We start from the raw sequence: 12,647 nt of genomic DNA, 5'->3' as shown, positions 1-12,647 counted from the left end.
CGTCGGGCCCGCCGCGAGCAGCAGGCACAGCAGGCCGAGCACGGCCCGTCTCGCGCGGCGCGCGCGTCCCGGCCGCCGTGGCGTGCGGGTCCGGTTACAGCTCCAGGCCGGTGAGGACCATGACCCGCTCGTAGGTGTAGTCCTCCATCGCGTACAGCACGCCCTCGCGTCCGATGCCGGACTCCTTGGCGCCGCCGTAGGGCATCTGGTCCGCGCGGTAGGAGGGCACGTCGCCGATGATCACGCCGCCGACCTCCAGGGTCCGGTGGGCGCGGAAGGCGGTCTGCACGTCGTGGGTGAACACGCCCGCCTGGAGGCCGTACTTCGAGTCGTTGACCGCCGCGAAGGCCGCCTCCTCGCCGTCGACGGAGGTGACGGTCAGCACGGGGCCGAAGACCTCCTCGCAGGCGATCGTGGCGTCGGCCGGGACGTCGGCGAGCACGGTGGGCGCGTAGGCGGCGCCGTCGCGCTTGCCGCCGGTCAGCAGCTTCGCCCCGGCGGCGACCGCCTCGTCCACCCAGGACTCCACGCGCTTGGCGGCGTCCTCGCTGATCAGCGGGCCGACGTCGGTGGCGTCGTCCGACGGGTCGCCGGTGACCTGTGCCTCGACCGCGGCGACGATCCTGGGCACCAGGCGGTCGTACACCGAGGCGTCGGCGATGACGCGCTGGACGGAGATGCAGGACTGGCCGCCCTGGTAGTTGGAGAAGGTCGCGATGCGCTGCGCGGCCCAGTCCAGGTCGGCCTCCGAGGAGTAGTCGGCCAGCACCACCGCCGCGCCGTTGCCGCCCAGCTCCAGGGTGACGCGCTTGCGGGGCACGGAGTCCAGGATGGACCAGCCGACGGGCCCGGAGCCGGTGAAGGAGACGACCGGCAGCCGCTCGTCCCGCACCAGGGAGGGCATGCGGTCATTGGGCACGGGCAGCACCGACCAGCTGCCGGCGGGCAGGTCCGTCTCGGCCAGCAGCTCGCCCAGCAGCAGCGCGGAGAGCGGGGTCGCCGGGGCGGGCTTGAGGATGATCGGCGCGCCGACCGCGATGGCCGGGGCCACCTTGTGGGCGCTCAGGTTGAGGGGGAAGTTGAACGGCGCGATGCCCAGCACCGGCCCGCGCGGGAAGCGGCGGGTCAGGGCGAGGCGGCCGGTGCCGCCCGCGTCGGTGTCCAGCCGCTGGGTGGTGCCGCCGTTGAAGCGGCGGGCCTCCTCGGCGGCCCAGCGGAAGACCGAGACGGCGCGGCCGACCTCGCCGCGGGCCCACTTGATGGGCTTGCCGTTCTCGGCGGAGATCAGCCGCGCGATCTCCTCGGCGCGCTCGGTGAGGCGCCGTACGACGTGGTCCAGGGCCGCGACGCGCACGTGCGCGGGCGTGGCCGCGAACTCGGCGGCCACCTCGGCCGCGGCGGCCACGGCCTCCTCGACCTGGGCCTCGGTGGGAACGCTGACGGTGCCGACGGTCCGGCCGTCCCAGGGCGAGGTGACCTCGAGGGTCTCGTCGCCGGTCGCCTCGCGGCCGGCGAGCCAGAACGCGTGCGTGGGTGTCGCTGTGGTCACTGCGTATCCCGGCCCTTCCGAAGTGGTGGAGCGATGAACGGTGATCGGGGCCCGGCTGCGGTGCGGCAGGCTCCCGCCACCACCGTAGGGGTCGCGCCCGTGCGGGACTCTTGTCCGGTGCGTCGCACTCCGGAGACCCCTTGCACCGCTTTGGCAGAGCGGTGCGGTTGCCCGGCCGTCCGTTTGCCGCGAGCATGACATCACACGCACCACCCCCACCCGTCGAACTGGACACCCCAGGAGACGCGATGCGTAGACATCCCCACGGGCGGCGGTTCACCACCGCGGCCCTGTTCCTCACCCTCGCACTGGCCGTTCCGCTCGGGGCGCAGGCCACCGCCGCTCCCCCCGACGACGGCCGGCCGGCCCCCACCGCCGTCACCGGCGACCGGCAGTACGAGATCACCGGGGTCGCCGAACGCGAGCAGCGCACGGCCATCGCCCGCACCGGCGCCGCGATCGACGCGGTCCGCGAGCACTCGGTGGTGGTCACCGCCGACGCCGCGCAGGCCGAGAGGCTCCGGAAGGCGGGCCACCGCCTCACCCCGCTCCCCGCCCCGCCGAACCGGACGGCCGCGGACGGAGGGGCGACCACCCTCGACTTCCCGTCCGCCGACTCCGGCTACCACAACCACGCCGAGATGACGGCCGCGATCGACGGGTACGCCCGGAAGTACCCGGACATCATCACCACGCGGGTCATCGGCACGTCCCACCAGGGCCGCGACATCGTCGCCGTCAAGATCAGCGACAACGTCCGCACCGACGAGAACGAGCCGGAGGTGCTGTTCACCCACCACCAGCACGCCCGTGAGCACCTCACCGTCGAGATGGCGCTCTACGTGATCCGCGAGTTCGGCGAGCGGTACGGCTCGGACCCCCGCATCACCCGGATGGTCGACCAGCGCGAGCTGTGGATCATCCCGGACGTGAACCCCGACGGCGGCGAGTACGACATCGCCACCGGCAGCTACCGGAGCTGGCGCAAGAACCGCCAGCCCACCCCCGGCTCCTCGTACATCGGCACCGACCTCAACCGCAACTGGCCCTACAAGTGGGGCTGCTGCGGAGGCTCCTCCTCCAACCCCTCCAGCGCCACCTACCGCGGCCCGTCCGCCGGCTCCGGCACCGAGGTGAAGGTCGTCGCCGGCTTCGTCAACAGCCGGGTCGTCGGCGGGAAGCAGCAGATCAAGGCGCACATCGACTTCCACACCTACAGCGAGCTGGTGCTGTGGCCCTACGGCCACACCTACGACGACACCGCCGAGGGCCTCACCCGGGACGACCGCGACGCCTTCGCCGCCGTCGGCAGGGCGATGGCCGCCAGCAACGGCTACACCCCGCAGCAGTCCAGCGACCTGTACATCACGGACGGCTCGATCAACGACTGGATGTGGGCCGTGCACCGCGTCTTCAGCTACACCTTCGAGATGTACCCCGGGCCGAACGGCCGGGAGGGCTTCTACCCGCCCGACGAGGTGATCGAGCGGGAGACCAGCCGCAACGAGGACGCCGTCCTGCTGCTGCTGGAGAACGCCGACTGCATGTACCGCTCGATCGGCAAGCAGGCGCAGTACTGCGCCTCCTGATCGGCCTCTCGAGCCGCTCCCGAGCCGCTCGCGCTCCGCCTCCGGTCCCGCCCCGCCGGGGCCCGTCCGCCGCGCCCCGCCCGCCCCGCGACGTCCGAGGGCGAACGGCGCTACCGCGAGGACGGGCCCCGGCTCTTCCGATCCTCCCGGGTCGGGGGCACGGCCGCCGTCGCCTTGAGCGCCAGCCACAGCTCCATCCGCACGTCCGGATCGTCCAGCGACCGGCCGAGGATCTCCTCGACCCGCCGCATCCGGTAGCGGAGGGTGTGCCGGTGGACGCCGAGGTCGAGGGCGGCCGCGTCCCACTGCCCGTGCCGCGACAGCCAGGCGTGCAGCGAGGCGACCAGATCGCCGCGCCCGCGCGCGTCGTGCTCGTACAGCGCCCGCAGCAGGCCGTCGGCGAAGGCGCGCACGGCGTCGTCGGCGAGCAGCGGGAGCACCGACCCGGAGGCCACGTCCTCGTGCTCGACGAGCGCCCGGCCCCGACGGCGGGCGACGGACAGCGCCTGCTGGGCCTGCTTGAAGGCGACGGCCGCGGCGGAGAGCCCGGCGGGCGCCGAGACACCGACGACCACCCCGTGCTCCGCGTCGCCCTCGCCGGCGGCCTCGGCCGCCGCGGCGAACTCCGCGCAGGCCGCCGCGGCGGCACCGCCGTCGGCGACCAGCCCCGTCAACCGGGCGCCGTGCGGCACCAGCAGGACGGACTCCCCCGCCCGGGCCGCCGCCGCCTCCATCCGCTCGGCGAGCGTCTCCACCGCGGGGGGCAGGCCGCCGGATTCCTTCTCTCCGGGAGCGCCGGCGTCCACCTCGCCCCCGCGGCCCTCCGGCCCCCCGGCCGCGCGCCGCCGGCCGGCCCCGGTGAAGGCGCCCTCCGCCACGACCACCCGCAGCGGCGCGTCCAGCAGCCCCCCGTAGAGCGAGCCCGCGACCGCCCGGGCGTGGTCGACCTCCCCCGCCATCAGCATGCGCAGCACCGCCGCGCCCAGCCGCTGCTCGGCCTCCTGCAGGGCGCGGGACCGCTCGGTGGTCAGGGTCAGCAGGGCGACGGCGGAGTTCACCGCGTAGCGCTCGGCGGTGCCCGGCGGGGCGTCCGTGCCGACCGCGAGCACGGCCCGGGGCCGCCGCCCGGAGCCGATCGACTGCAACTCCACCCGGTCGCCCACCCGGTCGCCGCCCCCGGGCTCGCTCACCACGGCGCTCGCGGGCGCGGGCCGGTCGCGCAGCCGCTCCACCTCGCCCGTCAGCCGGGCGGCGCGGCGGGACGCCCAGGCGGGGGCGGCGGCGACCAGCGCGCCGGAGACGTCGTAGAGCGCGGCCCAGCCGTCGACGTGGGCGGCCAGCCGCGCCAGCAGGGCGGTCGGGCCCTCCGCGGAGAGCGCGGCACGGGTCAGCTCGCGCTGGGCCTCGAAGCCCTCGGTGACCGCCTGGTACTGCTCGGCCGCCACGGCCGCCGAGACCGCCTTGCTGATGGCCAGGAACGGGGTGCGCCGGGGCACCTCCAGCAGCGGGAAGTCGATCTCGCGGGCGGCCGTGACCAGCGCCCGCGGCGCCTCCTCGTGGCTGACCCCGGCCGCGAAGCCCAGCCCGACCACGCCGGCGGCGTCCAGCCGCCCGACGTAGCGGCGCATGGCGTCCTCGTCCTCGACGTCCAGCTTCATCGCCGTGATCAGCAGCAGTTCCCCGCCCTCCAGGTACGGCACGGGGTCGGCCAGCTCGCTCACGTGCGCCCAGCGCACGGGGGTGTCCAACCGGCTCTCGCCCGCGAGGACGGTGAGCCTGAGCGAGGAGTGCTGGACCAGCGAGGCGAGGGTGAGGGGCATGGCTGACCTGGTGCCCTTTCCGGCGGGCGGACGCTTCTCTCGGCGGCGCCCGGTCGAGGGACGGAACGAGACGACTTTTTGGACGTACGGTAGTGAGGAGAAGACCGAACTATGCCTAACCGTACAGCCGCACGCGCCCTCACGCGCCCCTCCGCGCTCCCCCGGTTCTCCCTCCGATTCCCCGGTCCCCCGCCTCCGGTCCCGCCTTCCGGCCTCTCCGCCGCTCCCTACTCCCCGAGCCGGGCCAGGATCGGCGGACTCGCCTCGCCGCGGACGGTGGTGAGCGACACCACCGCATGGCCCGGCGGCACCTTGTGGGCGAGGTCGGAGGCGGACCACCGCTCGCGCTGCACCGTGCGCACCGTGACCGACTTCGTCGTCGCCCGCACCCCCGTGAACAGGGTGCGGACGCCACGCACGCCGCGCCGGAGCAGGCCGCCGGAGAAGTCGGGATTGTGGGTGACGTCCTCGGTCTTCACCCACTCCCGGCCCCACGCCTGCGCGAACACCTCGCCGTCCCAGGTGCTCACGCCGGAGAGCACCACCCGGCAGCCGACCGCCCCGACCGCCGCCGCGCGCAGCGGCTCGGGCACCTCGTCCAGGCCCCGCAGCGCCAGCACCACGCCCGCGTTCGCCGTCCGCAGCCGCTGGATCGCCCGCACGGAGGCGGGGGTGAGGGTGTGCGCGGCGTCGTCGAGCACCAGGCAGGCGAAGAGCGAACGCTCGTCGCGGGTCCGGGCGCAGGTGGTGAACTGGGCCAGCAGCAGCCGGGCCAGCAGGTGGGACGCCTCGGCGTGCCCACGCTCGGGCAGGTCGATCCGCACCCGCAGCGGATGCTCCAGGTCCCGCATGGCGAAGGGGCGGGTGGTGCCGCTGGTGTCGAAGAAACCGGCGAACGCGGGCCGGTCCAGCAGCGCGATCCGGTCGGCGAGCAGCGGTCCCGGATCGCCGGGACGCCCGGACTGGCGTTCCCGCGCGTCCAGTTCGCGCAGGGCGGCGCCGTCCCCGACGGCCTCGCACGCCTGGCGCAGCGCGGCGAGCGCCACCGGCACCCCGTCCAGCAACTCGCGCAGCTCGGGCACGGACGGGAAGCGGCCGTGCGCGGTCCGGTAGGGGCCGATGAGCTGGGCGAGCGCGGTGGCGGCGCGACGGGTGTCGGCCTCGCTCCCCTGGAGGCCGGCGCCTCCGGGGGCGTCGCCGACCAGCGCCTCGGCCAGGACGGCGGCGGCCTCGTCGGGGTCGTCGGTGCCGCCGTAGAGGTCGAGGTCGTGGGCGGAGTCGGGGTGGCCGAGCCTGATCACCACGTCGTAGGCGTCGTCGGGCCCGAGTCCGGCGCCCGCCGCTCCCACGGCGACCACCGCGGCCCGCCCGGCGAGCGCCTGGAGGGCGAGGGACTCGACCACGGGCCGCACCACACGGCTGGTCTTCCCGGCGGCCGAGGGCCCCACCACCAGCAGCGAGGTGCTCAGCAGCGCGGGCTCCAGGGCGAGGGAGACGCCCCGGTAGGCGTACGGGTTGCGGTCCTCGTCGGGCGCGGCCCCCAGCCGCACCTGCCCGGTCAGCAGGTCGTGCCGGGCCGCCCGCACGGGCAGGTCCCGGGCGCCGGAGGGATGGGTGAAGGCGGCGGCGCCCCGGCCCAGCACGGCCTCGACGAAGACGGGAAGACGGTCCGGCCGCGTCCGCGCCGACTGCCAGGCGCGGTCGATCCGGACGTAGTCCACGTCGTTCATCCGCCCGGCATGGATCTCGGCGGTCAGCCGGTCGGCGGCGGCGTGTTCGCCCGCGGCCCGCAGGTGGGGCCAGAGGACCGGGTCTGCGGGTCCGCCCTCGGGGACGGCCGGCGCGGGACGCCCCGGGCCGCCGTCCGGCCCGGTCAGCCTCGGGCGGACGTAACGGCGCCAGACCTCGCCCCAGTGACCGAGACGGCCGAAGACGTACGCCAGTAGGACTGCGACGAGGAAGTAGAAGAAGTACGCGAGTGCGGCGATGGCATCGGGGTTGCCGGGAACACCCCTGTTCGGGTAGGGCACCCAGGAATCGGGAGTCAGCCAGTTCACCAGCCAGTTCGTCGGAATGTAGTCGTGAAAGCACAGCGACCACACCAGCAGTCCGCACAGCAGCGCCAGCGCCGCGCCGCCCAGCAGTTGCCGGTCGTCCAACCGCTCGGGGTCCTCCGGCGGCTTCGGTCGGTGCCCGTACCGCCAGACGCCCGGTCCGGCCTCGGGTCGCGGCGTGCGCAGCCACTCGTCCAGCGAGGGCCCGGCCGCGGGCGCCCACCGCGGCATCGGAGGAGCCTGCGGGGGCGGGGGCACCGCCGGCACGGCCTCAGCCCCTCCCCAGGACCCCTGCGAGCCCCGTGCGTCCCCCGCCCCGTGCGCCCCGTAGCCGACCATCCGCCGCTCTGCTCCTCGTCCGGCACTCCCTCGCCCGTCCACCGTCCCAATCTAGTCTCCGGAGCGGGGAGTTGGCCGCCGTACGGAACCGGCCATGTCCACCGCGGCCAACACGGCGCGGCCACTTCTCCGCGACGGTGCATGTCAGCGCCGTTTTCCGCCCCCTAGCCTGCGAAGAAGCAGCACCCCTTCATACCGAGGAGCCCGCCATGACCGAACTGTCCGGAGGTCCGAGCCTCCCCCAGGAGCGCCGCGTCGTCACCGCGATCCCCGGGCCGAAGTCGCAGGAGCTGATGGCCCGCAAGCAGGCGACCGTGGCGGGGGGCGTCGGCGCCACCCTGCCGGTGTTCGCGGCCCGCGCCGGGGGCGGTGTCCTGGAGGACGTCGACGGCAACTCCTTCATCGACCTGGGCTCCGGCATCGCCGTGACCTCGGTCGGCAACAGCGCCCAGGCCGTGGTGCGCCGCGCCACCGCCCAGCTGGAGCGGTTCACCCACACCTGCGCGATGGTGACCCCCTACGAGCTCTACGTCGAGGTCTGCGAGGAGCTGGCGAGGCTCACCCCCGGCGACCACGAGAAGAAGTCGGCGCTGTTCAACTCGGGCGCCGAGGCCGTCGAGAACGCCGTGAAGATCGCCCGCTCCTACACCAAGCGGCAGGCCGTCGTCGTCTTCGACCACGCCTACCACGGCCGCACCAACCTCACCATGGCGCTGACGGCGAAGAACATGCCCTACAAGCACGGCTTCGGTCCGTTCGCGCCCGAGATCTACCGAGTGCCGGTGGCCTACCCCTTCCGCTGGCCCACCGGTCCGGAGAACTGCGCGGAGGAGGCCGCCAAGGAGGCCATCGACCGGATCGTCAAGCAGGTCGGGGCCGAGAACGTCGCCGCGATCCTCATCGAGCCGATCCTGGGCGAGGGCGGCTTCATCGAGCCGGCCAAGGGCTTCCTGCCCGCGATCCGGCAGTTCGCCGCGGACAACGGCATCGTCTTCATCGCCGACGAGATCCAGTCCGGCTTCTGCCGCACCGGCCAGTGGTTCGCCTGCGAGGACGAGGGCATCGTCCCGGACCTGATCACCACCGCCAAGGGCATCGCCGGCGGTCTGCCGCTGGCCGCGGTCACCGGCCGGGCCGAGATCATGGACTCCGTGCACGGCGGCGGCCTGGGCGGCACCTACGGCGGCAACCCGGTGGCCTGCGCCGCCGCGCTGGGCGCCATCGAGACGATGCGCGAGCTGGACCTCAACGCGAAGGCCCGGCGCATCGAGGAGATCATGAAGGGCCGTCTGACCGCGCTGCGGGAGAAGTTCGACGTCATCGGCGACATCCGCGGCCGGGGCGGCATGATCGCCATCGAGCTGGTCGAGCCGGGCACCAAGGAGCCGGACGCGAAGACCACCGCCGCCGTCGCCCGGCACTGCCACCAGGCCGGTGTGCTGGTGCTGACCGCCGGCACCTACGGCAACGTGCTCCGCTTCCTCCCGCCCCTGGTCATCGGCGAGGATCTGCTGAACGAGGGCCTGGACGTGCTGGAGGAGGCCTTCGCCGGCCTGGAGTGAGGAGCCCCGTGAAGAATGTGTGCGAGGGCCATGGCCTTGCGGTGACACGCCTGTCCACCGCCCGCCGCCTGTCGTACGGTCTTTCTCGGAAGAACGCGGTGTCTCGTCCGCGGGTGACCGCGGACGGCGCCGAGCCGGTGATTCCCCTTCTCCGGCCCGGCTGTGCCCTCGCGCACATTCCTCACCGATCGGACGGCCGCCCGCCCCATACCCCCCGGGGCGCGCGGTGACCGGTCGTCACGGCGCTCCCGGAACCCTCCCCCCTGTTCCGGGAGCGCCGTCTCGCGTTCCGGCCCCGTCGTTCCGTCGCTCCGTGGCCGTACCGGTCCTGTTGCCCCTGGCGGTCTTCGCCGCCGTCGCCTGGCAGGTGGTGGTCGACGGGCCGCTGGCGGACGCCGACGAACACCTGGCCCGCCGGTTGCGGGCGGACGCCCCGCCGACCGGGTTCGCCGAACTCCTCGCCGACCTGGGCAACGTGGAGGTCGCGCTGCCCGTCCTGGCGGTGGCGCTGCTGTACGCGGGACTGCGGAGCCGCCGGTGGCGTCCCTCGCTGGCGGCGGCCCTCGCCATGGCCGCCGTACCGGCCGTGGTGGCGCCCCTGAAGGCGCTGACCGACCGGCCCGGCCCGCTCGGCGGCACGGAGTACTTCCCCTCGGGACACGCGGCGACGGCCGTGGTGGCGTACGGCGGCGCCGTGCTGCTGGTGCTGCCGCACGTCCGCGCGGGCCTGCGGCGCCTGCTGCCGGCCCTCGCCGCGCTGCTGTGCGCGGCGGTGGGCGCGGGACTGGTGTGGCGGGGGTACCACTGGCCGCTGGACGTGCTGGGCAGTTGGTGTCTGGGGGTGCCGCTGCTGGCCGTCTCGTGCCGGACGGCGCCGCCCGCCCCGGCGCGGGGCGGGGCGGACGGTCCCTAGACGGACGTGGTGTCGTCGGGCCCCTCGGGCTGCCCGGGGGTGTCGACGTCGGGGAACGGGGTGCCGAAGTCCCAGAACGCGACGTCGTGGTCGGCGCCCGGGGCGTAGTCGGCGCTCAGGAAGACCGTGCCCTCCGGGACGGGCATGGAGAACTCCGCTCTCGCGCTGTCGCCGGGCGCCAGTTCGTCGGGGGTCGACGCCGCCCGCTCGACGTCGCCTTCGGGTATCGGCTCGACGTCGGCGGAGAACTCGATGTCGCCGTCCCTCAGGTCGATCGTCTCGTCCCCGTCGTTGGAGAGCGTGAAGACGATCCGCACCCGGCCCGCTTCCGAGGGACCGGCGCCCTCCTCGACCGCCAGGGAGCCCCTGACGGTGAGTCCGTCGCCGTAGACCACGGCCTCGCCGGGCGCGGCCGGCCGGTGGACGGTGCCCTCCTCGGAGGTCACCTCGGTGAAGCGGAGGACGCCGCAGACGGCGAAGGCCAGGACCACCGACAGCGCCGCCGACAGCAGGACCGCGCCCGCGCCCGTCCACACCCCGGCCAGCGCCTGCCCACGGTTGGTCGCCGTGCCCGCCCGGACGCGCCGCAGGCCGGCGGTGCCCAGGACCAGCGCCACGACGCCGAGCACGCATCCGAGCGGGCTGAGGAAGAACGACGCCCCCGTGACGGCCGCCACGATGCCCAGGACCAGCGCGGCGACGCCGATGCCGTTGCGCGGCCGTGGGGGCGGCGCCCAGCCGTGCGCGTACGCCCCGCCCGGTACGCCTCCCCACGGGTTTCCGGGGGGATTGCCGTGGGGTGCCGGGTACGGCGGCCGCGGACCGGGCGCGGGCGGGAACGGGTGCTGCTCGGACGTCACCGGTCCTCCTCGGCTGGAGTCTCCACCCCGGGGAGAGGCGGTCGTGTTCCGATCACCGGTCCCCGTCCGGGGTCCGGCCGGCGGTGGCGACGGCCCGTGCGTGGAAGGTGCCGTCGTCCTCCCAGGAGCTCTCGTTCCCCTCCTCCTCGCCCCCGAGGACGACGGCGAACACGATCAGCGCGGTGACCGCGGCGCCGATCACGAAGGAGACGATCCCCAGGACGATTCCGGCCGTGGCCAGACCGCCGCCGTGCGCCTGGCCCCGTTTGACCCTGCGGCGTGCCGAGATCCCCAGCCCGATGGCGACGGGGGCGGTGAGGACGGCGAGGCCCGCCAGGTAGACGGTCGAGACCAGGAAGACGCCGATGACGCCGAGGACCAGCGCCGCGGTGCAGATGCCGCTGGTCGGGGGCGGCGGGAGCGGCGGCCGGCCGGCCCCGTACCCGTGGACGTGTCCGTACCCGTGTCCGTACCCGCCGTGTCCGCCGACGCCGGGTGCGGGCGGCGGCACGGGCGCCGGGGGCGGCTGCCAGGGCCCCGACCCGTACGGCGGCCGCGGGGGCGGCCCGCCGGGGCCGGGAAGCGCCGTCACGGTGGGCTGGTCGGCGACGGGGGCGGCCCACCCGCCGGTTCCGCCCGGCGGCTCGCTCCCCCCGGAGCCGTTCCCCGGCGTGTGGTGCCGTGGCGATCTCTGGCTGTCCGGCATGTCCCCCTCCTCGTGCGCGTCCGGCCATCGTATGCGCGGGAGCGCGGCCGGACGGCCCGTGCGCGGTGTCCCACCGCCCGCCTACGATGGCCGCGCTCCCGCCCGCTTCCGTCTGGAGGAAACTTGTCCAATCCCGGCACCGGTACCGGCCCCGGCGACCTGTCCGCCTTCATCGCCGGTCTCCCCAAGGCCGAGCTGCACGTCCACCACGTCGGTTCCGCCTCCCCCCGCATCGTCGCCGAGCTGGCCGCCCGGCACCCGAACCCGGCGGTCCCGACCGATCCGGACGCGCTCGCGGAGTACTTCACCTTCCGTGACTTCGCTCACTTCATCGAGGTCTACCTGTCCGTGGTGGACCTGGTGCGCGACGCCGAGGACGTCCGGCTGCTGACGTACGAGGTCGCCCGGGACATGGCCCGGCAGAACATCCGCTACGCCGAGCTGACCGTCACCCCCTACAGCTCGACGCAACGCGGGATACCCGAGGCGGCCTTCATGGAGGCGATCGAGGACGCCCGCCGGGCCGCCGAGGCCGAACTGGGCGTCGTCCTGCGGTGGTGCTTCGACATCCCCGGCGAGGCGGGGCTGGAGGCCGCCGAGGAGACCACCCGGTTGGCCTGCGAGCTGCGCCCGGAGGGCCTGGTCTCCTTCGGGCTGGGCGGTCCGGAGGTGGGGGTGCCGCGTCCGCAGTTCAAGCCGTACTTCGACCGCGCCATCGCCGAGGGCCTGCACAGCGTCCCGCACGCCGGCGAGACCACCGGCCCGCAGACGATCTGGGACGCCCTGACCTCCCTGCGCGCCGAGCGCATCGGCCACGGCACCAGCGCCCCGCGCGACCCGAAGCTGCTGGAACACCTGGCGGAGCACCGGATTCCGCTGGAGGTCTGTCCGACGTCCAACCTCGCCACCCGGGCCGTGGCGTCGCTGGACGACCACCCGGTGACGGAGATGGTCAAGGCGGGCGTCCTGGTCACGATCAACAGCGACGATCCGCCGATGTTCGGCACCGACCTGTGCACCGAGTACGAGATCGCCGCCCGGCTGCTGGGCCTGGACGCGGCGGGGGTGGCGGCGCTGGCGAAGAACGCCGTGACCGCCTCCTTCGCCCCCGACGCGGTCAAGGCGTCCCTGCTCGCCGAGATCGACGCCCACCTCGCCTCCTGGTCGGCCTGACCGGCCCGGCCGTCGCGGCGGTCGCCCGCCGCGGCCGTCCGTACCGGGAGCGGTGCCGGGCCCGCGGCGCCGGGAAGGCGCC

General features: G+C 74.7%; 9 protein-coding genes. 4 read left to right on the top strand and 5 right to left on the bottom strand.

Annotated features, from left to right (window positions below; translation table 11 throughout):
* Positions 1 to 94 precede the first annotated feature (94 nt).
* Positions 95 to 1,549: an aldehyde dehydrogenase family protein gene (locus ABD335_RS23805; protein WP_344327026.1), complete on the bottom strand. Its 1,455-nt coding sequence runs from the start codon at positions 1,547 to 1,549 to the stop codon at positions 95 to 97.
* 248 nt (positions 1,550 to 1,797) lie between these two features.
* On the opposite strand from ABD335_RS23805, the gene ABD335_RS23800 reads away from it, so the two are divergent.
* Positions 1,798 to 3,138, top strand: a complete 1,341-nt coding sequence (locus tag ABD335_RS23800; RefSeq protein WP_344327024.1) for a M14 family metallopeptidase — start codon at positions 1,798 to 1,800, stop codon at positions 3,136 to 3,138.
* 110 nt (positions 3,139 to 3,248) lie between these two features.
* Here the strand turns inward: ABD335_RS23800 and ABD335_RS23795 are convergent, their stop codons facing one another.
* Together ABD335_RS23795 and ABD335_RS23790 are read right to left on the bottom strand one after the other, a co-directional pair.
* Positions 3,249 to 4,958: a PucR family transcriptional regulator gene (locus tag ABD335_RS23795; RefSeq protein WP_344327022.1), complete on the bottom strand. Its 1,710-nt coding sequence runs from the start codon at positions 4,956 to 4,958 to the stop codon at positions 3,249 to 3,251.
* Positions 4,959 to 5,185: 227 nt separating this feature from the next.
* A complete protein-coding gene (locus ABD335_RS23790; RefSeq protein ID WP_344327020.1) occupies positions 5,186 to 7,243 on the bottom strand; it encodes an ATP-binding protein in 2,058 nt (685 codons plus the stop codon).
* A gap of 317 nt (positions 7,244 to 7,560) precedes the next feature.
* On the opposite strand from ABD335_RS23790, the gene gabT reads away from it, so the two are divergent.
* Together gabT and ABD335_RS23780 are read left to right on the top strand one after the other, a co-directional pair.
* Positions 7,561 to 8,913 carry a 4-aminobutyrate--2-oxoglutarate transaminase gene (gene gabT / locus ABD335_RS23785; RefSeq protein WP_344327018.1) on the top strand — a complete coding sequence of 451 codons (1,353 nt, stop codon included), beginning with the start codon at positions 7,561 to 7,563 and terminating at the stop codon, positions 8,911 to 8,913.
* Positions 8,914 to 9,226: 313 nt separating this feature from the next.
* Positions 9,227 to 9,826, top strand: a complete 600-nt coding sequence (locus ABD335_RS23780; RefSeq protein ID WP_344327015.1) for a phosphatase PAP2 family protein — start codon at positions 9,227 to 9,229, stop codon at positions 9,824 to 9,826.
* On the opposite strand, the gene ABD335_RS23775 is transcribed toward ABD335_RS23780, so the two are convergent.
* On the bottom strand, positions 9,823 to 10,686 hold the full coding sequence (locus tag ABD335_RS23775) for a DUF4190 domain-containing protein (protein WP_344327013.1): 864 nt from the start codon (positions 10,684 to 10,686) through the stop codon (positions 9,823 to 9,825). The two genes, ABD335_RS23780 and ABD335_RS23775, sit on opposite strands and share 4 nt — an antisense overlap.
* A 52-nt stretch (positions 10,687 to 10,738) precedes the next feature.
* Positions 10,739 to 11,392, bottom strand: coding sequence for a DUF4190 domain-containing protein (locus ABD335_RS23770; RefSeq protein WP_344327011.1), 654 nt, complete (start codon positions 11,390 to 11,392; stop codon positions 10,739 to 10,741).
* Between the two features lie 12 nt (positions 11,393 to 11,404).
* Here ABD335_RS23770 and ABD335_RS23765 point away from each other — a divergent pair, with 12 nt between their 5' ends.
* On the top strand, positions 11,405 to 12,565 hold the full coding sequence (locus tag ABD335_RS23765; RefSeq protein WP_425583721.1) for an adenosine deaminase: 1,161 nt from the start codon (positions 11,405 to 11,407) through the stop codon (positions 12,563 to 12,565).
* Positions 12,566 to 12,647 lie beyond the last annotated feature (82 nt).

It is taken from the genome of Streptomyces macrosporus (assembly GCF_039533145.1).
Taxonomy (GTDB): domain Bacteria; phylum Actinomycetota; class Actinomycetes; order Streptomycetales; family Streptomycetaceae; genus Streptomyces; species Streptomyces macrosporus.
This window is presented reverse-complemented; position numbering and strand designations above follow the sequence as displayed.